This window comes from Shinella zoogloeoides, from assembly GCF_022682305.1.
GTDB lineage: Bacteria > Pseudomonadota > Alphaproteobacteria > Rhizobiales > Rhizobiaceae > Shinella > Shinella zoogloeoides_B.
This window is the reverse complement of record NZ_CP093528.1, coordinates 2,766,587-2,791,588: the sequence shown is the minus strand read 5'-3', so window position 1 is coordinate 2,791,588 and position 25,002 is coordinate 2,766,587. Positions and strand designations below refer to the sequence as shown.

The 25,002-nt window shown below is 64.7% G+C and carries 22 protein-coding genes; 13 read left to right on the top strand and 9 right to left on the bottom strand.

Features of this window, described 5'->3' with window-relative positions; genetic code table 11:
• Positions 1 to 5: 5 nt before the first annotated feature.
• From MOE34_RS13900 to MOE34_RS13870, 7 genes are all read left to right on the top strand, one after another.
• A complete protein-coding gene (locus tag MOE34_RS13900; protein WP_242217776.1) occupies positions 6 to 1,442 on the top strand; it encodes an NAD-dependent succinate-semialdehyde dehydrogenase in 1,437 nt (478 codons plus the stop codon).
• An 11-nt stretch (positions 1,443 to 1,453) separates the two neighbouring features.
• Positions 1,454 to 2,269: an HpcH/HpaI aldolase family protein gene (locus tag MOE34_RS13895; RefSeq protein ID WP_242217774.1), complete on the top strand. Its 816-nt coding sequence runs from the start codon at positions 1,454 to 1,456 to the stop codon at positions 2,267 to 2,269.
• A complete protein-coding gene (locus tag MOE34_RS13890) occupies positions 2,270 to 3,259 on the top strand; it encodes a hydroxyacid dehydrogenase (protein ID WP_242217773.1) in 990 nt (329 codons plus the stop codon).
• 2 nt (positions 3,260 to 3,261) lie between these two features.
• Positions 3,262 to 4,770 (top strand): sugar ABC transporter ATP-binding protein, encoded by a 1,509-nt coding sequence (locus MOE34_RS13885; protein ID WP_242217772.1) that lies wholly within the window; start codon positions 3,262 to 3,264, stop codon positions 4,768 to 4,770.
• Positions 4,767 to 5,783 carry an ABC transporter permease gene (locus MOE34_RS13880; RefSeq protein ID WP_347342740.1) on the top strand — a complete coding sequence of 339 codons (1,017 nt, stop codon included), beginning with the start codon at positions 4,767 to 4,769 and terminating at the stop codon, positions 5,781 to 5,783. Before MOE34_RS13885 ends, MOE34_RS13880 begins: the two co-directional genes overlap by 4 nt.
• A 38-nt stretch (positions 5,784 to 5,821) precedes the next feature.
• On the top strand, positions 5,822 to 6,769 hold the full coding sequence (locus MOE34_RS13875; protein ID WP_242217770.1) for a substrate-binding domain-containing protein: 948 nt from the start codon (positions 5,822 to 5,824) through the stop codon (positions 6,767 to 6,769).
• Between the two features lie 162 nt (positions 6,770 to 6,931).
• Positions 6,932 to 7,843, top strand: coding sequence for a MurR/RpiR family transcriptional regulator (locus tag MOE34_RS13870; protein WP_242217769.1), 912 nt, complete (start codon positions 6,932 to 6,934; stop codon positions 7,841 to 7,843).
• Here MOE34_RS13870 and iolG read toward each other — a convergent pair.
• The gene (gene iolG, locus MOE34_RS13865; protein WP_242217766.1) at positions 7,840 to 8,844 is read right to left on the bottom strand and encodes an inositol 2-dehydrogenase; all 1,005 of its coding nucleotides are present in this window, start codon (positions 8,842 to 8,844) and stop codon (positions 7,840 to 7,842) included. The two genes, MOE34_RS13870 and iolG, sit on opposite strands and share 4 nt — an antisense overlap.
• 120 nt (positions 8,845 to 8,964) lie before the next feature.
• On the opposite strand from iolG, the gene MOE34_RS13860 reads away from it, so the two are divergent.
• From MOE34_RS13860 to MOE34_RS13850, 3 genes are all read left to right on the top strand, one after another.
• Positions 8,965 to 10,134, top strand: coding sequence for a Gfo/Idh/MocA family protein (locus MOE34_RS13860; protein ID WP_242217763.1), 1,170 nt, complete (start codon positions 8,965 to 8,967; stop codon positions 10,132 to 10,134).
• 93 nt (positions 10,135 to 10,227) lie between these two features.
• Entirely contained in the window at positions 10,228 to 12,069 is a 1,842-nt protein-coding gene (iolD, locus tag MOE34_RS13855; protein WP_242217762.1) for a 3D-(3,5/4)-trihydroxycyclohexane-1,2-dione acylhydrolase (decyclizing), read from the top strand.
• Positions 12,070 to 12,084: 15 nt separating this feature from the next.
• The gene (locus MOE34_RS13850) at positions 12,085 to 12,894 is read left to right on the top strand and encodes an SDR family oxidoreductase (protein WP_242217760.1); all 810 of its coding nucleotides are present in this window, start codon (positions 12,085 to 12,087) and stop codon (positions 12,892 to 12,894) included.
• Between the two features lie 279 nt (positions 12,895 to 13,173).
• On the opposite strand, the gene MOE34_RS13845 is transcribed toward MOE34_RS13850, so the two are convergent.
• Together MOE34_RS13845 and MOE34_RS13840 are read right to left on the bottom strand one after the other, a co-directional pair.
• Entirely contained in the window at positions 13,174 to 14,109 is a 936-nt protein-coding gene (locus MOE34_RS13845; protein ID WP_242217758.1) for a LysR family transcriptional regulator, read from the bottom strand.
• Positions 14,110 to 14,477: 368 nt separating this feature from the next.
• Entirely contained in the window at positions 14,478 to 15,788 is a 1,311-nt protein-coding gene (locus MOE34_RS13840) for a C4-dicarboxylate transporter DctA (protein ID WP_242217756.1), read from the bottom strand.
• A 177-nt stretch (positions 15,789 to 15,965) separates the two neighbouring features.
• Here MOE34_RS13840 and MOE34_RS13835 point away from each other — a divergent pair, with 177 nt between their 5' ends.
• Positions 15,966 to 16,865, top strand: coding sequence for a LysR family transcriptional regulator (locus tag MOE34_RS13835; protein ID WP_242217754.1), 900 nt, complete (start codon positions 15,966 to 15,968; stop codon positions 16,863 to 16,865).
• A 110-nt stretch (positions 16,866 to 16,975) separates the two neighbouring features.
• On the opposite strand, the gene MOE34_RS13830 is transcribed toward MOE34_RS13835, so the two are convergent.
• The 3 genes from MOE34_RS13830 to MOE34_RS13820 are packed head-to-tail and all read right to left on the bottom strand — an operon-like array spanning position 16,976 to position 20,372.
• Positions 16,976 to 17,821 (bottom strand): transporter substrate-binding domain-containing protein, encoded by an 846-nt coding sequence (locus MOE34_RS13830; protein ID WP_242217751.1) that lies wholly within the window; start codon positions 17,819 to 17,821, stop codon positions 16,976 to 16,978.
• 40 nt (positions 17,822 to 17,861) lie between these two features.
• Positions 17,862 to 19,061 (bottom strand): amidohydrolase family protein, encoded by a 1,200-nt coding sequence (locus MOE34_RS13825; RefSeq protein ID WP_242217749.1) that lies wholly within the window; start codon positions 19,059 to 19,061, stop codon positions 17,862 to 17,864.
• 24 nt (positions 19,062 to 19,085) lie between these two features.
• Positions 19,086 to 20,372, bottom strand: coding sequence for an NAD(P)/FAD-dependent oxidoreductase (locus MOE34_RS13820; RefSeq protein WP_242217748.1), 1,287 nt, complete (start codon positions 20,370 to 20,372; stop codon positions 19,086 to 19,088).
• A 94-nt stretch (positions 20,373 to 20,466) separates the two neighbouring features.
• Here MOE34_RS13820 and MOE34_RS13815 point away from each other — a divergent pair, with 94 nt between their 5' ends.
• A complete protein-coding gene (locus MOE34_RS13815; RefSeq protein WP_242217746.1) occupies positions 20,467 to 21,351 on the top strand; it encodes a MurR/RpiR family transcriptional regulator in 885 nt (294 codons plus the stop codon).
• A gap of 18 nt (positions 21,352 to 21,369) precedes the next feature.
• Here MOE34_RS13815 and MOE34_RS13810 read toward each other — a convergent pair whose 3' ends face one another.
• Genes MOE34_RS13810 through MOE34_RS13800 form a run of 3 tightly spaced genes read right to left on the bottom strand, consistent with a single transcriptional unit; the run spans position 21,370 to position 23,589 of the window.
• Positions 21,370 to 22,149, bottom strand: a complete 780-nt coding sequence (locus MOE34_RS13810; protein WP_242217745.1) for an ABC transporter ATP-binding protein — start codon at positions 22,147 to 22,149, stop codon at positions 21,370 to 21,372.
• Positions 22,142 to 22,870: an ABC transporter permease gene (locus tag MOE34_RS13805; protein WP_242224011.1), complete on the bottom strand. Its 729-nt coding sequence runs from the start codon at positions 22,868 to 22,870 to the stop codon at positions 22,142 to 22,144. Before MOE34_RS13805 ends, MOE34_RS13810 begins: the two co-directional genes overlap by 8 nt.
• The gene (locus tag MOE34_RS13800) at positions 22,870 to 23,589 is read right to left on the bottom strand and encodes an ABC transporter permease (RefSeq protein ID WP_242217744.1); all 720 of its coding nucleotides are present in this window, start codon (positions 23,587 to 23,589) and stop codon (positions 22,870 to 22,872) included. The genes MOE34_RS13805 and MOE34_RS13800 overlap by 1 nt, the downstream gene beginning before the upstream one ends.
• A gap of 478 nt (positions 23,590 to 24,067) precedes the next feature.
• Here MOE34_RS13800 and MOE34_RS13795 point away from each other — a divergent pair, with 478 nt between their 5' ends.
• Positions 24,068 to 24,925: a LysR substrate-binding domain-containing protein gene (locus MOE34_RS13795; protein WP_242217743.1), complete on the top strand. Its 858-nt coding sequence runs from the start codon at positions 24,068 to 24,070 to the stop codon at positions 24,923 to 24,925.
• The last annotated feature ends 77 nt before the right edge of the window (positions 24,926 to 25,002 follow it).

Below are 25,002 nucleotides of genomic sequence, written 5' to 3'. Positions count from 1 at the left end.
ATGACATGTACGGCTCATACGGTTTGTTCATTGACGGTGCCTGGTCCGGGCCGGCGCAGGCAGCCTCTACGGAGATTGCCGATCCCGCAACCGGTGCGGTGCTCGGCACGGTGCCTGCCGCGACGGCCGAAGAGACGGAACGCGCAATTGCCATCGCGGACCGCGCATTCCGGAGCTGGAAGGCGACGCCGGCCTGGACGCGTGCCGACCTCCTGCACAAGGCGGCCGACGTCATGGCTGCCCGCGCGGCCGAGGCCGCCCGCCAGATCACGCTGGAGACCGGCAAGCCGCTCGCCCAGTCCGGCCGCGAATGGGGTCTCGCCGTCGATCAATTCCGCTGGTACGCCGAGGAGGCTCGCCGCATCTACGGCCGCATCGTCGAGAGCCGTGCGCCGGGTGGCCGGCTTGAGGTTTCGCACGAGCCGGTCGGCGTCGTCGCGGCTTTCACCGCCTGGAACTTCCCGGCGGCATTGATCGCCCGCAAGGTCGCTCCGGCGCTTGCCGCCGGCTGCTCCGTCATCGTGCGTCCTTCCGTTGAGGTGCCGGGCGTGGCGATGATCATGTTCGATTGCCTGCGGGAAGCCGGCATGCCCGCAGGTGTCGCCAATCTCCTGATCGGTCCGACAGGCAGCACCTACAAGCCGATCATGGCGTCGCCGCTGGTGCGCAAGGTCTCGCTGACCGGCTCCACCCGTGTGGGCCAGCAGATGATCCGCGACAGCGCCGAGACGGTGAAGCGGGTCAGCATGGAGCTTGGCGGCAACGCGCCGATGATCGTCTTCGACGATGCCGATCTCGACAGGGCGCTCGATCTCGCCGTGCCGACCAAATACGCAAATGCCGGGCAGGTCTGTGTCACGCCGGATCGCTTCTACGTGCATGAAACGCTGCATGACCGTTTCGCCGAGGGCTTTGCCGCGCGTGCCCGCGCGCTGAAGCTCGGCCACGGTCTCGATGAAGCGACGCAGATGGGGCCGCTCATCAACGAGCGCCGCATCGCCGCCGTCGAGGAGATCATCGCGGATGCGCGTGACCGCGGCGGGAAGATTCTTGCCGGCGGGCGCCGGCCGGCGGAGATGAATGCGGGCTTCTTCTTCGAACCCACCGTCATCACCGGCCTGCCGGACGACGCTAAGGCCATCGCCGAAGAGAATTTCGGTCCCATTGCCGCCATCACGCCCTTCTCGAAGGCAGACGAGGTCTTCGAGCGCGCCAATGCCTCGGAAATGGGACTGTCGGCCTATGTCTTCACCCGCGATGCCGGCCGCGCCCGCGAGGCGGCGGCACGGCTGGAGGCCGGCATGGTCGGTGTTAACAGCTTCGCCCTGGCCGCGGCCGAGGCACCCTTCGGCGGCATCAAGGCGAGCGGCATGGGCCGCGAAGGGGGTGCCGAGGGCATCCTCGACTATTCCAACGTCAAGCTCGCGCAGATGACGGTCTGAAGGAGGCATCCATGATCAGGAACGGCGTCAGGCAGCGCTGGGCGGAAGGCAGGCCGGTGCTCAACGGCTGGCTCTCCATCGCCAACTCCTTCAGCGCGGAGATCATGGCCGCGCAGGGCTACGACAGCGTCACCATCGACATGCAGCACGGTATCGTCGGCTATGACGGCGCGGTGCCGATGCTCCAGGCGATGCGGGCGAGCGGTGTAACGCCGCTGGTGCGTGTGCCCTGGCTCGACCCCGCCGACATCATGAAGGCGCTGGATGCCGGCGCCTACGGTGTCATCTGCCCGATGATCAACACGCGCGCCGAGGCTGAACGGCTGGTCTCCTACGTGCGCTATCCGCCCGCCGGCGTGCGCAGCTTCGGCCCGAGCCGGGCGCTGTTTTCCGCCGGCCCCGGCTATGCGGCGGAAGCCGACGACGAGATCATCTGCCTTGCCATGATCGAGACGGCTCAGGCCTATGAGAACCTTGAGGATATCCTCGCGACCCCCGGCCTCGACGGTGTCTATATCGGTCCCGCCGACCTGACGCTCGGGCTTCAGGGCAAGCGCTACGCGCCCGGCTTCGACCGCCGTGAGCCGGAGATGGTCGAGGCCATCAAGACCATTCTCCACGCCGCCCACAAGGCAGGTAAGCGCGCGGCGCTGCACAACGGCACGCCCGACTATGCCGCCGAGGCGGCCGGCTGGGGCTTCGACCTCGTGACCGTCTCCAATGACGTGCGCCTGCTCGCCGGCGCAGCGGAGGCGAGCGTGAAACGGTTCCGCGAACTGGTCCAGGAGATTGCTCCCGTCAACACCATCGACACGGGAGGATACTGAATGCCGAGAGTTCTCGTTGCAGGCAAGATCCACGCCGACGGCCTCGCCGTCCTTCGCGCCGCGCCGGAGGTGACGGTGGACTATGTCGAGGAGGTCTCGGCGGCGAGCTACGAGCCGTTCCTGCCGGCCGCCGATGCGCTGCTTATCCGCACCCAGCCGCTGTCGGCCGCCTTCGTCGAGAAGGCGTCCCGGCTCGGCATCGTCTCCCGTCACGGCGTCGGCTACGATTCCGTCGATGTCGCGGCGCTGAATGCCCGGGGCATCCCGCTCGCCGTCGTCGGCGACGTCAACTCGCGCGCCGTCGCGGAGCATGCGGTCATGCTGATGCTGGCCGCCGCGCGACGGACCGTACTTTTCGACCAGAAAATGCGCGCCGGTGACTGGAACTACCGCAACAGCCTCGACGCGGACGAGCTTGACGGGCGCACGCTCCTCATCGTCGGCTTCGGACGTATCGGCCGGCGGCTGGCGCAGATCGCGACGGCGCTCGGCATGGCGGTGCTCGCCTATGACAGGTTCCAGGAAGCCGCCGATATCGCGGCGGCGGGTGTCACCCCGGTCGTCGATCTTGTGGACGGCCTGCGCCGTGCCGACGTCGTTTCGCTGCATGTGCCGAAGTCAGGCGCCGAACCGCTGATCGGTGCTGCGGAGCTAGCCGTCATGAAGCGGTCGGCCATTCTCATCAACACCGCGCGCGGCGGGCTCATCGACGAGGCGGGCTTGCTTGCCGCCCTGAACGAGGGCCGCCTTGCCGCCGCCGGCCTCGACGTGTTCGACGCTGAGCCGCCGGCGGCGGGCGACCCGATGCTCGCGTGCGAACGCGTCGTGCTCTCGCCGCACAATGCGGGGCTGACGGAAGCCTGCGCGCGCCGCATGGCGATTTCGGCGGCGACGAATATCGTCGACTATTTCAGAGGGACGCTCGACCCGGCGCTGGTCGTCAACCGCTCAGAGATCACTGCACATCGCCTCTCGGCGGCCGGGGCCTGACCATGGCGCTTCTGACCTTCCGCCAGATCGAGAAATCCTACGGCGTCGTGCCCGTTCTGAAGGGCATCGATCTCGTCGTCGAACCGGGCGAAGTGCTCGCCCTTGTCGGCGAGAACGGCGCGGGCAAGTCGACCCTCATGCGCATCGCCGCAGGTCTGGCCGCCCCCTCTGCCGGGGCGATGCTGCTGGACGGCGCCTCTGCGCCGGCGACGCTGCACGACGCCGAGCGTGCGGGTATCGTCATGGTGCACCAGGAATTCTGCCTCGCGCCGCACCTGACGGTAGCGGAGAACGTCTTCCTCGGACGCGAGTTGACGCGCGGCCTTTTTACCGATCGCAAGGCGATGGAGACGAGGGCGCGCGCGCTTCTCGCCGAACTCGGCTCGATGGCTCCGGTACGGGCGCGGCTTCGCGACCTGCCGGTTTCCGACTGGCAGATGATCGAGCTTGCGAAAGCCTTCGCCCGCCAGCCGAAACTCATTCTGATGGACGAGCCGACCGCTGTCCTTTCGGCGGCCGAGGCCGGCAATCTCTTTACCCGTATCCGCGCCTTCCGCGAAAGCGGCGGGTCGGTGATCTTCACATCGCATCGTCTCGACGAGGTGAAGGCGATCGCCGACCGCGTCGCGGTGCTGCGCGACGGGCAGATCGTGCGGGTGGAAAAGGCCCAAGCCATTTCCGAGGACGAGATGGCCGAGGCCATGGTCGGTCGGCCGCTGGCGGAGATCTACCCGCCCCGTCGGGGTGCCGCGCCGCGCAAGGCGCTGCTCAGCGTCGTCGGCCTTTCCTCGCCCGATACCGTCGAGGATGCCTCGCTCGATATCCGCGAGGGGGAAGTCCTTGGCATTTCCGGCCTCGTCGGCTCGGGCCGCACGGAACTGTTCGAAGCGCTGCTTGGTCTGCGTCAGGCGAGGTGCCGCTCCTTCGTGCTGCGCGGCAAGGAACGGCGCCTGCCGGCGGCGCGCGAAGCGTGGGCGCTGAAGCTCGCCTACCTGACGGAAGACCGCAAGGGCAAGGGCCTGCTGCTCGGCAAGTCGCTGGACCAGAACGTCGCGCTCACCCGTGGCGCTATCGCCGGGGCTGCATGGATCGACCGGCGTGCCGAACGGAATGCGCTGGAGGCGGCGGTCAAGCGCTACGACATTCGCGCCGGCCGGCTGGATGTCACGGCCGGTGCGCTCAGCGGCGGCAACCAGCAGAAGGTGCTCATCGCCAAGACGCTAGGCGTGGAGCCGGACCTCGTCGTCTTCGACGAACCGACGCGCGGCGTCGATATCGGCGCAAAGCAGCAGATCTACGAGATCATCGCGGGCCTCGCCGCCGAGGGCAAGGCCATCGTCGTCATCTCCTCGGAGATGCAGGAGATCGTCGGCCTTTCCGACCGGGTGCTCGTCATGCGCCGCGGGCGCATCGCCGGCGAGCTTTCGGGCGAAGACATCAACGAGAACGACATTATCCGATTTGCCATGGGCCTTGATGAGAAGACCCCCAGGGAGGAGGCAAGCCATTGACCGACATCACCGCAACGACCGCCGGCGGCGCAGCCTCGTCGCCGGGCCGCTCCCTCATGCGCATTCTCGAGGCCGCCGGTCCGCTCCTCGCGCTGATCCTGCTGATGCTGATCGGCACGGCGATGAGCGACAGCTTCCTTGGCGCGGAGAACCTGTCAAACGTCTTCACGCGCAGCGCCATCATCGGCATCATCGCGGTCGGGGCCACCTTCGTCATCACCGCTGGCGGGCTTGACCTTTCGGTCGGTTCGCTCTCGGCGCTCGTCGCCGGCATGACGATCATGTTCATGAACGCCGCCGCCGCCACGCTCGGCGATGGCTGGCTGCTCGTCGCCGCCGGCATCGTCTTCTCGCTCGCCATCGGTGCTTTCGCCGGCTTCATCAACGGCTTCATGATTGTCAGGGGCCGGGTGGAGGCCTTCATCGTCACGCTCGGCGCCATGGGTATCTTCCGCTCGGTCATCACCTGGCTTGCGGACGGCGGCTCGATCTCGCTGGACTTCTCGCTGCGCGACGCGGCCCGCCCGATCTATTACGGGCAGGTCTTCGGCATTGCGGTGCCGATCGTCGTGCTCGCGGTCATCGCGGTCATCGGCGAGCTTGCTTTGAGGCGCATGCGCTTCGGCCGGCATGTCGCCGCCATCGGCTCGAACCGGCATGTCGCCTTTTACTCGGCCATTCCCGTCAGCCGGGTGCGCATCCTCACCTATGTCATCCAGGGTCTCTGCGTCGCCGTCGCCACTGTCATCTACGTCCCGCGGCTCGGCGCGGCCACGCCCTCGACCGGCCTCATGTGGGAGCTGGAGGCGATTGCCGCCGTCATCATCGGCGGCACGGCGCTCAGCGGCGGCTTCGGTCGCATCTGGGGCACGATCGTCGGTGTGCTGATCCTCGGCTTCATCAGCAACATCCTGAACCTAACGGGCTTCATCAGCCCCTACCTTAACGGCGCGTTCCAGGGCGCGATCATCATCATTGCCGTCTTCCTGCAGCGCGATCGTGCGCAAGACTGACGACATCACGATTTCTTAGCTTCAACAGGAGGAACGAAATGCTCAATAGACTGAAGTCCCTTATTGCCGCCGGCGCGGTTGCGGTCGCAGGTTTGGCGTCGCCGGCGCTTTCTGCGGACGCCGTGATCGGCATCTCCATCCCGGCTGCCACGCATGGCTGGACGGGTGGTCTCAACTACCACACCAAGCGCACCATCGACCGGATGAAGGAAGCGTTCCCGAACATCGATTTCGTGCTGGCGACGTCGTCGAGCGCCACGCAGCAGGTCAACGATATCGAGGACTTGATGGCGCGGAACATCAACGCGCTCGTCGTACTGCCCTTCGAGTCCGATCCGCTGACGGAGCCGGTAAAGGCGGCCAAGGCCAAGGGTGTCTTCATTGCCACCGTCGACCGCGGTCTTGCGGAGGAGGGCATCGAGGATCTCTACGTCGGTGGCGACAATCCGCAGTATGGCAAGGCCGCGGCCGAATACTTCAAGAAGAAGTTCCCCGATGGCGGCAAGATCGTCGTGATGCGCGGCATTCCGACGGCGATTGACAATATCCGCATCGACGCCTTCAACGAGGCGCTGAAGGGCACCAAGATCGAGGTGCTCGACATGCAGTACGCCAACTGGAATCCGGACAAGGGCTTCGAGGTCATGCAGGACTACCTGCAGCGCTTCCCGCAGATCGACGGCGTGTGGGCCGGTGACGACGATGCGGCGCTCGGTGCCATCGAGGCGATCAAGCAGGCCGACCGCAAGAACGTGACGGTGCTCGGCGGCTCGGGCATGAACAAGGTCATCAAGCTGGTGCAGGACGGTCACGACATGGTCGATGCCGACATCTTCTACCCGCCGACGCTGATCATCCCCGCCATTGAACTGGTCACGATGAAATATGCCACCCAGGCCCCGATCAATGGCCGCTACGTGCTCGGCAGCCCCCTGATTACCAAGGACAATGCTGCGGAATATTACTTCCCCGACGCGCCATACTGATAGCGGTCGCAGGGTTGTTCTAGCGTCCCGTCATGGCGTGTCCATGACGGGACGCCCCCATTGAGACATACGTTGCAGAGTTTGCGCTTATGCAATACTGCAAATAAATGCCCGACGTCAGCTTATGCTGGCTACGGAGAATTGCATCTGGGAGCAGGCCGTATGCCGAGGATAAAGCAGTCCGACCAGCCGCCACCGAAGACGGCCAATTACGAGACGCTCGTCAACCTCATTACTGAAGAGTATCCGAAGCTCTCCGACCGGTTCCAGCAAGTCGCCCGCTACATCACGCAAAACCCGAACGTTGTGGCGATGCAGTCGGTCAATGCGATTTCCGAACTGTGCGGCGCCCATCCCTCAATTCTGGTTCGATTTGCCCAGCACTTCGGTTTCGCGGGTTTCAAGCAGCTCCAGTCGGTGTTCCAGACCCGCTTGTCTACAGCCGCGCCGGGATATCGTGAGCGTATCAGCGCGCTCGACGTCGATCTGGAGAAGAACAAGCGCAAAGGTAATCTCGGCTTCCTGCACGACCTCGTCGTGCGCGATATCGCCACGTTGCAGGAGCTGTTGAACACGACGACGGAGGAGAGCCTGTCGCGAGCAGCGCGGGCGATGAAGAACGCCAACACCATCTTCATTGCCGGTCAGTTGCGCTCGGAGCCGATCGCCAAGTTCCTTCGATACGTGCTGTCCATGCTGCAATGCCGGGTCATTCTGCTCGATCCCGCCGGAGGGCTTGCGCCCGAGATGGCCAAGGTGATGGGGAAGAAGGATGTCCTGGTGGCGATATCCTTCCGCCACTATGCCAAGGAGGTGGTGACGATCGCCGATGTCGCGGCGGAGAACGGCACGCCGATCGTCGCGATTACCGATAGCCAGCTTTCCCCGCTTGCGAAGAATGCTGCCGTGCTCTTCACCATTCCCGAGGACGAATATTCGTTCTCGCGATCGCTTGCCGCACCGATGTGCCTGACGCAGACCATTGCCGTGGCGTTGGCTGCCTTGTTGCAGGAGGATCAGAAAGGCTCGCCCGAGATACCGACGGTCACGGGCAAGCAGCGGCGTAAAAGCTAGCGGCCGACCATCTCCTCGACCTTGACGAAGCGGCCCTCCGTCTTCGAGCGAATGGCGGTCTCGGCCAGAACCAGCGCTTTCTCGCCATCGTCGAAGGTGACGTCCGGCACGCGGTTTTCCGCGACGCAGTTCAGGAAGGACCGCAGACCGATCTCGAAAGCTTCGACATATCGCTCGATGAAGAAGTCGAGATAGGGTTCGCCCGCACCGGTTGCGGTCGCGGTAAAGCGCTCGACCTGATGGGCGCGCCGGTTGCCGGAGATCAGCATGCCCTTCGTGCCGAACAGCTCGACGCGCTGGTCGTAGCCATAGGCGGCGGCGCGGGAATTGTTGATGTGGCAGAGTTTCCCGCTGCCGGTGCGCAGGATGATCATCGTGGAGTCGACATCGCCGAATTCCGCGAGCGTCGGGTCGATGAGTGTGCTGCCGGTGGCGAAGACCTCGACGGGTTCTTCGCCGAGCATGAAGCGGGCGAGGTCGAAGTCGTGGATGGTCATGTCGCGGAAGATGCCGCCGGACACCTTGAGATAGTCCCGCGAAGCGAGGCCGGGGTCGCGGGAGGTGATGATCACCTGTTGGAGATTTCCGATCTCGCCGGCGTGCACCGCATCGCGCGCAGCCCGGTGGCCAGGGTCGTAACGGCGGTTGAAACCGATCTGGACGGGCCTGTCGAAACCGGCGATTGCCTTGCGGCAGGCGACCACGCGGGCAAGCGACAGATCGATCGGCTTCTCGCAGAAAATCGCTTTTCCGGCGTTTGCGGCGGCTTCGATAAGGTCTGCATGGGTCGCCGTGGACGTGGCGATCAGTACGGCATCGGCCAGTGCTATAGCCTCTTGCGCGCTGGCGGCGACGGTGCAGCCATGGCGGCGGCCGATGTCCTCGGCAGCGGCGGCGACCGGGTCGTAGACAGCGGCAAGCACCGCGCCCTCGGCGCGCGCTATGGTCGCCGCGTGCATCTTGCCGATGCGCCCGCAGCCGAGCAATGCGATCCTCGTCATGGTCCTTCTCCCGAAAGGTTGTTTGCAAAAAACATTGCGAATTTTATATTATCTCAATATTAATTCTGCAAGCTCGCTTTCGGGCGGTTGGAGGGGATGATGGAAGTTCGTTCGAACGATATGGCTTTTCCAATGGCGCGGCGGCGTTTGCGGCTCGGCGTCGTTGGCGGCGGGCAGGGAAGTTTCATCGGCAAGGTGCATGCCCGTGGTGCCAGGCTTTCCAACCGCTGGGATGTCGTGGCGGGGGCGCTGTCGTCGCGTCCGCAGGTCGCCCGGGAATCGGGTCGCGAATGGCTGCTCGACGATGACCGGGTCTATACCGATTATCGCGTGATGGCCGAATGCGAGGCGGCCCGGCTGGACGGTATCGATGCCGTGGCGATCACCACTCCCAACAATTCCCATCACGCCATTGCGGTCGCTTTCATGGAAAAGGGCATCGACGTCATCAGCGACAAGCCGTTGACCACAACGCTCGATGATGCGCTTGACCTGGTGCGCCGGCAGAAGGAGACAGGCCTTGTCTTCGGGGTTACCTATGCCTATGCGGCCTCGTCGATGGTTCGCCAGGCTCGCCAGATGGTTCAGAGCGGGGCGCTCGGAAAACTCCGGCAGGTGCATGTCGAGTATTTCCAGGAATGGGCTCTGACGCCACCGAGCGAGGCGGGCGCGGGTGCCCAGTGGCGCGTCGATCCCGCCATCGTCGGCTCGACCTTCACCACGGGTGACATAGGCACGCATTGCCACCATCTCGGCGCGTTCGTCTGTGGCAGGCCCGTTACGGCGGTTCGGGCGGAGTTCCACACGCTCGGCCCGCCGAAGCCGCTGGAGGACACGGCCTTCATGCAGGTGCGCTACGAGGGGGATATTCCCGGCACCATCATGATTTCGCAGGTTGCGCCCGGTGCTCATTGCGGCCTGCGCATTCGGGTCTTCGGCGACAAGGCCAGCCTGGAATGGAATCAGGAGGAGCCGGAACTTCTGCATTTCCGGTGCTTCGGCGAACCCGCTCGTGTGCTGACGCGCGGCGAGGGCGCCGGCATCGGCACACATGCCGCACGCTTCGTACACATGCCGCGCGGCCATCCGGAGGCGTTGAGCGATGCGTGGGGCAATCTCTATGAGGAGTTCGCGATCGCCATCGAAGCCCGCCGTCTCGGTGTAACCCTGCCCGAAGGTCTCCTCGCCTATCCGACGGTGATGGATGGCGCGCTTGGCGTGAAGTTCGCCGAGGCCGCGCTTGCATCCAGCAAGTCAGGCGGCGCCTGGACGGCCTGCACTTTGTTCTAGTGCTTTGCAATAATTATTGCAAAGTTTTATAAAGTGAAATATTGGTTTCTTGATAGGGGCTGGCGCCGTCAAGCCGGCTCAGGGAGGTTTACCATGTCCACCATTCGCCTGACCGTGGCGCAAGCCCTGGTGCGTTATCTGTGCAACCAGTTCACCGAGATTGAAGGAAAGCGCGAACCGCTGCTCCCCGGTGTCTTCGCCATCTTCGGCCACGGCAATGTTACATGCCTTTCCGAGGCGTTGGAAGCCGTGAAGGAGACCCTGCCGACCTGGCGTGGCCAGAACGAACAGTCCATGGCGCTCGCCGCCATCGGTTTCGCCAAGGCGACGCGCCGCCGGCAGATCATGGTCGCAACGAGCTCGATCGGCCCGGGTGCCCTGAACATGGTGACGGCGGCCGGCGTGGCGCATACCAATCGCCTGCCGGTGCTGCTTCTTGCGGGCGACAGCTTTGTCAATCGCCGGCCTGACCCGGTGATGCAGCAGGTGGAGCATTTCGGCAATCCGACGATCACCGTCAACGACGCCTTCAAGGCCGTGACGCGCTACTGGGACCGCATCACCCATCCCGAGCAGATCATCGGCTCCCTGCCGCAGGCCATCGCGGTCATGCTGGATCCCGCCGATTGTGGCCCGGCCTTCATCGGCCTGCCGCAGGACGTGCAGGAAATCGCCTGGGACTATCCGGAAAGCTTCTTCGCACCAACCGTTCACAGAACCCCGCGTCCCCGGCCGGATCGCGACAGCCTTGCCGAAGCCGTCCGGGTCCTCAAGGGCGCGAAGCGTCCGCTGATCATCTCCGGCGGCGGTGTGCATTACTCGGGCGCGGAGACGGCGCTGGCCACTTTCGCCGAAAAGCACGGTATCCCGCTCTGCGAGACCATCGCGGGTAAGGGCACCGTCACCCACGACCATCCCGCCCATGTTGGCCCTATCGGCATTGTCGGTTCGACCTCGGCCAATGCGCTCGCCGGCGAGGCGGACGTGGTGCTCGCCGTCGGCACGCGGCTCATGGACTTCACCACCGGTTCCTGGACGGCCTTCTCGCCCGACGCCCGCTTCGTCTCGATCAACGCGGCGCGTTGGGACGCCAACAAGCACCGCGCGACTGCCGTCGTCGGCGACGCGCTGGAAACCATCGGCGAGCTGGAAGCGGCCATCGGCGACTACAAGGCGGATGCTGCCTGGACGAAGAAGGGCGTACTCGAATTCGCGAAATGGAACGAAGCGCTCGACGGCTACCAGAAGCCGACCAATGCGCCGGTGCCGACCTATGCGCAGGTCGTCGGCATCGTCAATGCCAAGGCGAGGGATCGGGACCTCCTCATCACCGCCGCCGGCGGCCTGCCGGGCGAGGTGATGAAGAACTGGCGCGTCAAGGCGCCGAACACCTTCGATTGCGAGTTCGGCTTCTCGTGCATGGGCTACGAGATTGCCGCCGGTTGGGGCGCGGCCATGGCCGATCCCACCCGCACGCCCATCGTCATGATCGGCGACGGCACCTACATGATGATGAACTCGGACATCTATTCGACCGTGCTGTCCGGCCACAAGATGATCCTCATCGTCTGCGACAATGGCGGTTACGCGGTTATCAACCGCCTGCAGAACGCCAAGGGGACGCCGGGGTTCAACAACCTCCTGAAGGACTGCCGCGTCAAGGAGCCTTTCCCGGTCGATTTCGCCAAGCACGCCGAGGCGATGGGCGCGTATACCCGCCGCGTCGAAAGCCTCGCGGATCTGGGTGAGGCGGTCGAATGGGCGCAGACGACCGATCGCACCACCGTCCTCACCATCGTCTCCGACGCGTTCACCTGGACGCCGGGCGATGCCTGGTGGGATGTCGGCGTGCCGCAGGTGAGCGGGCGCGAGGAGGTCAACGCCGCAGCCGCCGACCAGCAGGCCGGCCGCAAGAAGCAGCGTGTCGGGGTCTGAGGCGGGAGCGGAATCATGACGGCACAACTGGCAGGAAAAGTCGCCATCGTCACCGGAGGTACGCAGGGGCTGGGCGCGGCCACCGCACGGCTCTTCGCCGAGCGGGGAGCCAAAGGGATCGTCATCTGTGGCCGCTCCGCCGAAAAGGGGGCGGCACAGGTGGCGGAACTGGAAAAACGCGGGGCGAAGGCCGTGTTCGTGCCCGCTGATCTCGGCAGGGTAGAGGATTGCCGCGCTGTCGTCGCGGCGGCCGACCGGATGTTCGGCCGGCTCGATATCCTCGTCAACGTCGCCGGCGCCACCAATCGGGGCAATATCCTCGAGACGACGCCCGAACTGTTCGACATGCTGTTTGCGGTCAATACGCGCGCGCCCTTCTTTCTCATGCAGGAGGCGATCCGCCTCTTCCGCCGCGACGCGGTGGCGGGCACGATCGTCAACATCTCCTCCATGTCCTCGATGGGCGGGCAACCGGTCCTTGCCGCCTATTGCGCTTCAAAAGGCGCACTCGACACGCTGACGCGTAATACGGCCTACGCGGTGCTGCGCAATCGCATCCGCGTGAATAGCCTCAATATCGGCTGGATGGCCTCCGAGGGCGAGGACAACACGCAACGCATGCTTGACGGCCAGCCTGATGATTGGCTGGAAAAGGCGGCGGCCGCTCAACCCAATGGCCGCCTGATCGATCCCGACGAAGTTGCCCGCGCCATTGCGTTTCTCGCCTCCGAGGAATCGGGCCTCATGACCGGTGCGATCGTTAACTTCGATCAGGGCATATGGGGCGCCTATGATGGCGTGCCACACCCCGCCGAATCCCTTTAAAACGAGACAACGCGTCCTGATTTCGGGCTAACGCTGGTGCCCAAGGGAGAGTTGTCCTGGTAAGGGGGATGGCTCCATTCGTCAGTGCCTCGCGGGCTGCCTTTGAATTGCCTTCACCGGCTTCCGGTTGGCACGGGCGCCGCCTAGGGTCCTTCGGACAAGACTATTCGGTACCTGCAGGACGTCATCACCGAAGGTCAAGAGAGTGGGGCTGAGGGCGGTGGCGATGATGATTGCCGGGATCAGGGAGATCCGCCGGGGCTCCATGAAATGTTGCGCCTAGTAGGGCGGCAGTTCGAATACCTTTATATCCGGCGGAGAATCCGGCCAGTTCCCTTCAGAGACGATTTGCAGAAAAGCTTTCGCAGAGGCGGACCAGCGCTGGCGCGTATAAGCATAGATCTCATAGCCCACGACGGGGTCGAAGGGCCGGCTGTAGTCCACCAGTTCAGACGGCAGGTTGGGGGACGGCACGAGGGCGGGGCCGAGACCGGCCACCGCCAGCCTTGCGGCAGCTTCCGCCTGCGACGTCTCGACGGCGGGGGTGGGGCGGAATCCGGCGAAGGAGAACACCGTGTCGAGCACATCGGCGAGCCCATAGGACCGGTCGTAGAGTACCCAGCGGCGTGACGAGAGGCGGTTGAGATGGATGGGGCCGCGCTCGTTCAAGGCTTCGTCCTTGTGGGGAAGGACCAGGACGAGGGGCATGACCCCCAGGGGTTTCTTCGGCCCGGACCAATCGTCGGGGCGGACCCCGATCGCAAGGTCGACCATGCCGAGGCGTACCGCTTCCTGTAGTGCGTAGCGGCTGCGGAATTCCCTCAACCGGATCATCAGGTTCGGATAGCGTTCATGCCAGGCGCCGATCGCGGCCAGCAACACGCCCGTCGCGAGCGTCGGAAAGGTGCCGATCTCAAGATGCCCCATCTGGAGCTGGATAGAGTCCTGGGCGACCTGAGCCACGCGCTGGGCCGCGGCAAGGGCCTGCCGGGCCTCTATGACCACTTCCCGTCCGATCGGCGAGGGAACGATGCCTGCTGCCGTTCGCTCTAGCAGCGTTACGCCGAGTTCCCCCTCGAGAAGGCTGATCTGCCGCGAAAGCGCCGGCTGCGATACCCCGAGACGTTCTGCGGCCCGGGTGAACGACCGCTCGTCCACGATCGCGACCAGATATTGCAGGCGGGGGAGGCTGAAGGTGAAGCGCACCGATGTCATAACGTGACGTTATATTGCTGCGCATTTCTGATCGTCCATGGCCTTATCGATCAAAGCCGGACGGTGGCGGCTGTTGCGATGCCGGCGACCCTGTTTGCAGGAATAAGGTCGTCCCATGGCGCAAGAAGGCCCGTGCAATCGCACGGGCCTTCTGTTTGTCGACGATGGCCTTTGTCCGTCGCGGCCATCTCCCCAGGGGAGGAGGGGAGAGGCGGCGGTTTGCGCGATCCTCTGCGCGCTTGGCGCAGAGGATATGCCCGGATTTTGCTGCAGGCGAACCCGGGATGGGTTCCAGGCCGGTGGAGGAGGCGTCCCGGACCTCGGCGCTGGTCGAGGCATGTCGACAGGCCTTTGTCGCGCGTGTCCTGTCAGCCTGCGCTGTGCGGGACCGGGTCTTCCGAGAAGCTCGGCGCGGGTAGGGTTTCGCCGTCGAGGATGCGTCGGGCGCGATCCTTGTCGATGTCGCCGACCCACGAAGCGATCGTCACGGTGGCCACGCAGTTGCCGAGATAGTTGCCCAGCGCACGGGCGACGCCCATGAACCAGTCCACCGAGAGCACCAGGACGAGGCCGATGGCCGGGATGCTGGGAATGGCTGCCAGCGTCGCGGCGAGGATGACGATCGCCGAACCCGGCACGCCATGGGCGCCCTTGGAGGTGACGAGCGCCACGCCGAGGATGGCGAGGAGATCCGTGAAGGCGAGCGGCGTGTTGGTCGCCTGGGCGATGAAGACGGCGGCCAGCGTGAGGTAGATCGAGAAGGCGTCGAGGTTGAAGGAATAGCCTGTCGGGATGACCAGGCCGACGGTCGAGTCCTTGATGCCGAGATGTTCCAGCTTGCGCATGGTCTGCGGCAGCACGGCATCGCTGGAGGCGGTGCCGGCAACGATGCTGACCTCGGTGCGCAGGTAGCGCAGCAGCTTGAAGATGCTGAAACCCGCCGCTTTCAGGATGGAGCCGAGCACGACGACGACGAAGATCGCGATGGTCACATAGAACAGGGCGACGAGGTAGCCGAGCTGGGCCAGCGAGCCGACGCCGTATTTGCCGGTGGTGAAGGCGATGGCGCCGAACACGCCGAGCGGGGCGAGGCGGACGATGAAGGCCATGATCTTGAAGACGACGTCGCCGGCCATCTCGATGATGTGCAGAAGCGGCTTGCCGCGCTCGCCGACCTGCGCCAGGGCGCAGCCGAAGAGGATGGCGACGAGCAGGACCTGCAGGATGTCGCCCTGCGCGAAGCCGCTGAACATGGTGGTCGGGATGAGTTTCATCAGGAACTCGACGGTGCCGCCGCTCGAGACCTCATGAGCCTTTTCCACATAGGAGGAGAGGGCAGAGGCATCGAGCGTGTTGATGTCGATGTTCATGCCGTGGCCGGGGCCGAAGAGGTAGGCGACGACGATGCCGAGCGCCAGCGCGATGGTGGTGACGACCTCGAAATAGATGAGGGCGCGCACGCCGACGCGGCCGACCTTCTTGAGGCTTCCCGCGCCAGCGATGCCATGTACGACAACGCAGAAAACGATGGCCGGGACCAGCATCTTGATAAGCTTGATGAAGCTATCGCCGAGCGGTTTCATCTTCGTGGCGAGATCCGGCATGAAGAAGCCGGCGGCAATACCCAGAACGAGGGCAATGCAGACCTGTCCGAACAGGGATTTCGACCAATTGGGCATGTATATTCCTCCCTTTGAGAAAAGGGGCAATCCACGACCGTAAGCTTGCGGATGCACGGCCTCCACCGTCTCCTCGCATCGGCAGCCTTCGATGTATCTTCCCCTCACGCCCTCATACTTGTCGAATATCTTATGTATGTCTAATATCGATTTATCGGCAATCTATAGGGTGAGGCTATGAGATTACGCCAGCTCCAGTGTTTCGTGGTCCTCGCCGAAGAGCTGAGCTTCACCCGCGCGGCCCAGCGGCTGAACATGTCGCAACCCCCGCTCAGCACGCAGATTCAAACACTTGAGCGTGAATTGGGGGTGGATCTCATCAATCGGACCAGCCGCAAGGTGGCGTTGACGCGGGCGGGCGAACTCTTCCGGCAGCGGGCGAACAATATGCTCGACCAGTATGAACGCAGTCTGCAGGAAATCCGGGAGGTGCAGCAGGGCCAGGACGGCATGGTCGAGATCGGGACGACCGGGTCGATATTGCGTGGGGGGCTCTCGGAGCTTCTCTCCAGCTTCACGGCGAGCCATCCGCGCATCACGCTGCGGGTGCACGAGCAATCGCCCGTGGCGCAGATCAACGAAGTGCGCCGCCGCCGCACGGATGTCAGCTTCAACCGGTCGATCCCGCATGGTGAGGAGCTTGCCTACGAATATGCCTGGCAGGAGGAGCTGGTGGCGCTTGTGCGCAGCGATCATCGGCTCGCCGGACGCGCCGATGTCTGGGTCACCGATCTGCGCGACGACCAGTTCGTCGTGCTGCAGCCGGAGAGTTCCGATTTCGCTGCCTATGTCATGTCCTATATCGTCGCGTCCGGTTATCGCCCGCGTATCTCCCAGCAGGTAATCGACGCGCAGTCGATCCCGAGCCTCGTCGCGGCGGGCTTCGGCGTCAGCATCGTGCCGGCGGGCATTGCCAAACTGACCACCGGCCCGCTCGTTTTCCTGCCGATCCGCCCCGACCCGCCCCATTCGGAAGTCTATATGGTGTATCATCAGGATGACCCGACACCGGCGTTGCGGGTCTTCCTCGCGGAGACGCGCCGTATGCTGGGACATGCTCCCGGCGGCTCGGGCTGAGGCAACGGAAGGGGTTTGCATGGGAGCGCTGCCAGCCCTGAGTGCCTCTGGACGATGAGTAAGGGTAGGCCCTGCCAATTTCGCAGGGCCTTCCGATATTTTCAGATGGCTTATTGCTTCGGCGAAATGTCCCGCTTGAACCACTTGATGGCGAGGCGCGAGAGGGTGCCGTCGGCGATGGCGGCGTTGATCGCGTCGTCGAACAGCTTCTTCAGTTCGGTATCGTCCTTGCGCAGGCCGACGGACTGGCCTCCGCCCAGCGGGCCGCCGGTGAATTCCGTGCCGGCGAACACCACCTGGTCGGCGCCGATCTTTTCGAGCGCCCGGTCGAGCGCGACCGGCGAGGCCATGACGCCATCGACGCGGCCGGCTTCAAGATCGAGGTCGTGCTGTTCGGTCGTCTTGTATTCGCGGAATTCGACGGTCGGGAAGAGTTCGGCCATGATCTGGCCGGCGGTCGTCGAGCCCTGCGCGCCGATCACCGTGCCCTCCATGAAGGGAAGCATCTCGGCGGCGGCCGCCTTTGCGCCTTCCTTGTCCTTGCCCATGTCGACCTGCTTGCCGACCGGCATCTTGGCGAGCGGCGAATCCTTGCGCACGAGGAAGGCGGCCGAGCCGGTGCCGTAGTTGCGCGAGAAGGCGATGACCTTTTCGCGTTCCTCGGTCTGCAGCATGCCGGCGACGATGGCATCGAACTTGCCGGCGTTCAGCGAGGGGATCAGGCCGTCCCAATCCTGCACGATGATATCGCACTTGACCTTCATGCGCGGGCAGATGTCCTCGAGCATGTCGATCTCGTAGCCGGCGAGCTTGCCGCCGGCTTCCGTGAAGTTCCAAGGCGCATAGGCGCCTTCCGTCGCCACCGTGATGGTGCGCGTCGGCTCCTCCGCGAAGGCGGCGGAGGCCCCAAGCGCGATGCCGAGAGCGATGACTGCATTTCCGATTTTATTCAACATGTTGGCTACTCCTCATTGCCGATGTTCGAATGGGTTTGTTTCAGGCGGCGATCAGCGCGCCGTCCTTTGCGACTGGAATGCCCTTGCGGTAGACCGCCCGGCGCACGGGGCGGGATGCGACGGCGTCGGCCGGCGTTTCTGCGCGCACAAGAACGAAGGTGGCGTCGCAGCCGGGCTCCAGCCCGTAGCCTTCGAGCGCCATGGTGTGGGCGCCACCATGGGTGCACAGGCGGAGCGCCAGCTCGATATGGACGTCGTTGATGAAGTCGTTGCGCTGCGAGACGATGGCCGCACGGTCGAGCATGTCGGCATTGCCGAAGGGCTGCCAGGTGTCGCGCACGCCGTCGCTGCCCGAGCAGATCTTCACGCCCATCTCGGTGAGATCCAGCACCGGCGGGCGGGGGCTTGCCGCGCCGCCTTTGGTCATCAGGTGCACGCCGGTCTCCGCCATCATGCCGGCGAGCCGCGCTAGCGGCTTGTCGGCGAGCATGCCGAGGCAGAAGCCGTGGCTGACCGTTACCCGGTCCGCCATGCCGAGCGCCTTCGTGCGCTCCACGATGAGTTCGATGGCGAAGGTGCCGAGCGCGTCCGGCTCGTGCAGGTGGATGTCGACCGGCTTGCCGTGGCGCTCGGCCATGGCGAAGATCGTGTCGAGATGACCCTTGGGGTCGCGATCGACGCCCGAAGGATCGAGGCCGCCCACCACGTCCGCCCCTTCGCGCATCGCCCGCTCCATCAGGTCGACGGTGCCGGGGCGGATCAGCATGCCGCTTTGCGGGAAGGCGACGATCTCGATGTCGACGATATCGCGATAGCGTTCGCGCGAGGCGAGCACGCCTTCGAGGCCGGCAAGACCGTATTCCGTGTCGATATCGACATGAGTGCGGATATGGGTGGTGCCATTGGCGACGGAGCGCTCGATCTGCGCGGCCGACTGGCGCGCCGGATCGATGCCGAGCTCCCGCTTCATGCGGCGTTCGTTCTCGATGAGGTCGATTAGTTCGAGGCCGACATCATTGCGATACCAGGGCATGCCGAGCAGGGTCTTGTCGAGATGGGTATGGGCGTCGACCAGGCCGGGCAGCATCAGGAGGCCTTCGCCGTCGACGGTCGCGGTTCCGGCTGGAAAGGGGCGGGAGCCGTGCGGCAGGATCTCGGCGATCCGCCCGTTGCGGATCACCACGTCCCTGGCCGCCGCGCCGTTGGGCTGTACATTGGTGAGAACGAATTCTGTCGACATCGGGTTTCTCCAGGGATCGGGATTTCAGCCGAAACGGCTCATGGTGAAGGGGGCGGGGTCGGCGAAGGGTGTCTCGCCGGTCATCATTTCCGCCAGCAGGCGGCCGGTGGCCGGGCCGAGCGTCAGGCCGTGGTGGTTGTGGCCGAAGGCGAACCAGAGGCCCTTGTGGCGCGGCGCCGGGCCGATGATCGGGCGCATGTCCGGCAGGCAGGGGCGCGCGCCCATCCACGGCGTCTGCTCGACGCGGCGGCCGAGCGGGAAGATCGCGCGGGCATGGGGTTCGGTCTGGTCGATCTGGACCGGGCTTGCCGCATCGTCGCGATCAGCGAACTCGATGCCCGTTGTCAGGCGGATGCCGCGCGTCATGGGCGCCAGCAGATAGCCGCGCTCCACATCGACGATGGGATGGTTGAGAACGGCATCGCCGGCCGGCTCGATATGGACGTGGTAGCCACGCTTGACGGCGAGCGGAATGCGATAGCCGAGCGGCTTGTAGACCGTATCCGACCACGGCCCGAGCGCCACCACGGCCTCGCGAGCGACGATGCGGCGGCCGCCCGCGACAAGGCTCCAGCCGTCGCCACTCTGCTTCAGCTCCGCCGCATTACCGCGGATCACGGTGCCGCCACGGCGTTCGAAGAGCGCGGCATAATCCGTCACCAGCCCGCCGGGATCGGCGACGGTGGCGGGGTCGAGCCAGTGCACGGCGCCGGCGAACTCGCCCGCCAGATGCGGCTCGCGGGCGGCAAGCTCCTGCGGGCCGAGCAGGTCGTAGCGAAGGCCGTACTCGTCCAACGCGCGGGCCGCCTGCTTGGCCGCCGTGAAGGCTTTCTCGCTGCGGTAGGCTTCCATCCAGCCGCCGCGGCGCGCCCGGTGCTCGATGCCCGCCTCGGCCATGAGAGCGGTATGCTCGATCACCGAACGCTCGATGAGTGGAAGCATGTCGGAGGCGGCGCGGCGCAGGCGACGGCTGGAGGATTCCAGCCAGAAGCGCGCCAGCCACGGCAGGATTTTCGGCAGGAAGGTCCAGCGGAAACGCACGTCGGCGGAGCGGTTCGTCGCATATTTCAGCAGCGTGCGAATCTCGCGCGGGAAGCCGTAGGGAACGACGCTTGCCCGTTCGATCAGCCCGGCATTCCCGTAGCTCGTCTCTTCGCCCGGCGCGCGGCGGTCGACCAGCAGCACGGATTTGCCGCGTTTCTGCAAGTGCAGCGCTACGGAGACGCCGATGATGCCGGCACCGAGCACCAGCACGTCCATATCGGGACGCGGGGGCTGCGAAGAGGGGAGTGATCCGAGTGTGTAAGACATAATGATAGTTTTCTGACTTTATTTTGCGTTCTGATGATTACATAACGCTGCAAAAGGGGATCCCGCAGGTCGCGGGCAGTCGAGAGGCGGGGACATGCGCAACGGGAGCTGGATGGACGACAGTTCGGTACGGCAGCGGCTTGCGGTGGCATCCAAGGAGGCGACGGCATCGGGCAAGGCGCTGGCGAACTTCATGCTGGCCCATATCGGCGACCTGCCCTTCGAGACCGCTCGCAGCGTTGCGGAAAAGGTAGGGGTCAGCGAACTGACGGTCGGCCGCTTCTGCCGGTCGATCGGTTACGATGGCTTCAAGGATCTCAAGGACCGGCTGAAGGATGACATCAGCGACAGCCCCTGGCTGCTCGGTGACCGGTTGAAGGACCTGCAGCGCAAGAGCGCCACGGATACGGCGCTCGCCCGCAGCCTGGAGCTTGCGGTCGCCTCGGTCGTGCGTGTCTACGATTATGCCGAGACGGCCGCCTGGGATCGCGCGGCGCGGCGTATCGCGCAGGCCGACCGTGTCTTCGTCGCCGGCTTCCAGACCGAGCGCGGCCTTGCCGAAGGGTTTGCGCATATGCTGCGCTACCTGCGGGACGAGGTGACGGTGGTGGATGTCGGTGGCGGCAATTTCGCTGAAGTGCTCCTGACTGACCCGGCCGGCTGCGCGCTGGTGCTGATCGACGCCCGGCGCTACTCGCACCAGTCCAAGCTGCTCGCCGCCAAGGCATCCGAGCGGGGCATGCCGGTGACGATCGTCACCGACCTCTACTGCGACTGGGCCGCGAGCTACGGCGAGGAGGTCTTTGCCGTTCCGACCGACCTCAACCTGTTCTGGGATGCGACCTCCGGCATGTGGACGCTGCTGCAGCTGCTTCTGAACAGCGTCTTCGCCCATTGTGGCCCCGCGGTGGAGGAGCGGCTGAACGACGTCGCCGGCCTCTATGAGAGCTTTGTCGGCTATAGCCGCAGCCTGAAATAGCGCCGCCATCCGCCTGTCCTAGCCGTGCGAGGAGATGAACTTGCGGAAGCGCTCGGAGCGCGGCGCGGTGAAGACCTCCGATGGCGGGCCGTCTTCCTCGATCTGGCCCTTGTGCAGGAAAATCACCCGGTTGGAGACGTCGCGGGCGAAGGCCATTTCGTGGGTCACGACCAGCATGGTGCGGCCCTCGTCGGCAAGTGCCCGCATGACGCGCAGCACCTCGCCCACCAGTTCCGGGTCGAGCGCCGAGGTCGGCTCGTCGAACAGCATGACCTTCGGCTTCATGGCAAGGGCGCGGGCAATGGCGGCGCGCTGCTGCTGGCCGCCGGAAAGGTGCGTCGGGTAGAAGTCGCGCTTGTCGGCGATGCCGACCTTGGCGAGCAGTTCCATCGCCTCCTCGCGGCATTCTGCCTTCGGCCGCTTCTGGACGTAGACCGGCGCCTCCATGACATTCTCGAGAATGGTCATGTGGGACCAGAGATTGAAGCTCTGGAACACCATGGCGACATTGGTGCACAGGCGGCTGACCTGCCTCACATCGGCGGGCTGGCGGCCGTGACGACCGTTCTTCAGGCGGATCGCCTCGCCCTCGATGTGGATTTCGCCGTCGCTCGGCACTTCCAGCATGTTGATGCAGCGAAGCATGGTGGATTTGCCCGAGCCGGATGAGCCGAGGATCGAGATGACCTCGCCTTCGCGCGCATCGAAGGAAATGCCCTTCAGCACTTCCAGCGCGCCAAAACTCTTGCGCAGGTTGCGGATGGAAACGGCGGGCGGGATGGAGGCGGTTTCAGGCATTTTGCAGCGCAGCTCCGGAAGAGACGGGTGTCGGGACGGGGCGAAGGTGCGGCGACAGGCGCCACTCGACGAAGGCCACGAGACGGGTGATGGCGAAGTTCAAGACGAGATAGATGAGGCCGGCCACGATAAAGACTTCCACGGCCCGGTAGGACTGGGAGATCAGCTTGGCGGCAAGGCCCGTCACTTCCAGCATGGTGATGACGGAGGCGAGCGAGGTCGCCTTGACCATCAGGATGATTTCGCTGGCATAGGCGGGCAGGGCCTGGCGCAGGGCGATGGGGAAGATAATGCGGCGGTAGAGCAGCAGGCCCCACATGCCGCTCGCCCGCGCCGCCTCGACTTGCTGGTGAGGCACGGCCTGCAGGCCGCCGCGCAGGATTTCGCTGGCATAAGCGGCGGTGTTGAGGCTGAGGGCGAAGATGGCGCACCAGTAGGGCTCGCGGAAGAAGCTCCAGAGACCCCAGGCCTGCAGGGTCGGCCGGAACTGGCCGAGGCCGTAATAGATGACGAACATCTGCACCAGCAGCGGTGTGCCGCGGAAGACGAAGACATAGAATTGCGCGGTCCAGCCGAGCGGACGGACGGGCGACATGCGCATCAGCGTCAACAGCACCGCCAGGATGCCGCCCAGCGCCGTGGAAACGAGCGCCAGATTGAGCGTCAGCGGCACGCCGGACAGAAGCTGCAGGAAGGTTTCGGAGAGGAAGGTGAAGTCCATCATGCTCTCCTGACGCCGCGCATCGAGCGGGCTTCTGCCTGGCGGAAGAGGTAGGAGGAGGCCGCGGTGATGACGAGATAGAGCGCGGCGGCGGTGACGTAGAAATCGAAGGGCCGGCTTGTCGAGCCTGCGGCGATCTGCGACTGGCGCAGCAATTCGACAAGGCCGGTGACGGAGATGAGCGCGGATTCCTTCAGCACCAGTTGCCAGGTGTTGCCGAGGCCGGGAATGGCGTAGCGCAGCACCTGCGGGGCGATGATGCGGCGGAAGCGCAGCCAAGTCGTCATGCCGACGGAGCGGGCCGCCTCCAGCTCGCCGCGGCTGATCGTGTTGAAGGCCCCGCGGAAGACTTCCGCCTGGTAGGCGCCGGAAACGACGCCGATGGCGAGCACGCCGGTGATGAAGGCGGGCATGCCGATGAAGCCCTGCGCGCCGAAGAGCCGGCCAATGGCGCCGAGCGCCGCGCTGCCGCCGAAATAGAAGAGGTAGATGACGAGAAGGTCGGGGATGCCGCGCAGCACGGTGGTATAGCCGTCGCCGAAAGCACGCAGGAACCGGCTGCGCGACAGCTTGGCGGTGGTGATGCCTGCGCCGATGACGGAGCCGGCCGCAAAGCCGCCCGTCGCGACGGCGAGCGTCATGCCCGTCGCCATGAGCAGCGCCGCGCCCCAGCCCTCCGGGCCGAAGCCGACAAGATCCAGGAACGAAGCCCCCTGCATCAACGCTCTCCCATGGATGCAGGCAAGCCTTCGCCATCGGGGGCGAAACGCCACCGTTCGTCAGTCATCGATGTTCCTCCGTGAGCCCGCGCTCCTCAGGCGAGTGGACCTTCAGGTCCCTTGTCATCTTTATAACTGTATACAATTTCTATGTCAACAATCTAACATTACGCGGAGCGATTTGGAAATCCTGTTGGATTTGTTCGAATTTACGGGAAATTTAACGGTTTTAACGGGAGGAAGCATCTTTCTATGTGTTGCATGTGTGCGATTAGTGTAGACATTTTTCAGTCGAAACGGACCCCGGATGAGTAGGAGCGTTCGGGGACGGGGATCCGTTCAATCCGATTTTGCCAATGCCGCCCTGTTTCTTCTCCATTCGCTGCATCGTCTTTGCTATGGTGCGGCGATCTCTGGCCGGAGCGGGTGCAGCATCTGGTTCAGCCCGTAGCCCACCCCATCCTGAAGTCGAGTTTGAATGCTGGACCTCGATCCCTATCTGCTCAGAGCGTTTCTGGCCGTTGCCGAAATAGGCACGGTCAGCGGCGCGGCCGCGACACTCAACCGAACGCAGGCGGCCGTCAGCATGCAGCTCCGCAAGCTGGAGGACCTTGTCGGCGTCAGGCTGTTCTCGCGGTCGCAGAAGGGACTTTCGCTCACCGCGCAGGGGCAGATCATGCTGCCCTATGCCCGTGAGATCGTCCGGCTCGGCGATGAGGCCGGCAAGAGGCTGAGCGGGAAAACGATCCGTGACCGCATTCGTCTCGGCGTCGTCGAGGATTTCGCGGCGGGTCATCTTATCCGGATTCTGCGCAATTTTCGCGACCAGAACCCGGATATCGAGATCGACATCATCATCGAGCCAAACCGCCGGCTGGCTGCGCTTTTCAAGGACGGCGCGCTTGATCTGGCGGTGTGCGACGTGACCTGCCTGCTGCGAAAGCCGGCGCTGGTCTGGACCGAATATTTGATGTGGACGGTACGATCCGATTTCGTCGTCGATGCGGGAGAGCCGCTGCCCATCATCATGTTCGACGAGGGATGCCCCTGGACGATCCCGGTGACGGGGGCCTTGTCGCAGCGTGGCATCAAATGGAAAACGGCCTGCGTCGCGTCTACGCTTGTGGCTGTGGCGACGGCGGTGCGTGTGGGTATCGGCATCGCGCCGATGATCGCCAACACGCAGCCGGAGGGGTGCCGGACACTGGACAGGTCGTCCGATCTGCCGGGGCCGGTCCGTATCGAGATTGGCTTGTATAACCAGCCGGAAATGGCGGAAGGCGCCCGCCATCTTGTCGACTTCATCGCGCGACAAGCCGCCATGCTGCCCGCCTAGCGCATCTTGCTGCTCTGCCCGCCCCGGATGACCCGGGTATTCAGCCTTGCGGAATATCCCATCCGACTATCACGAAT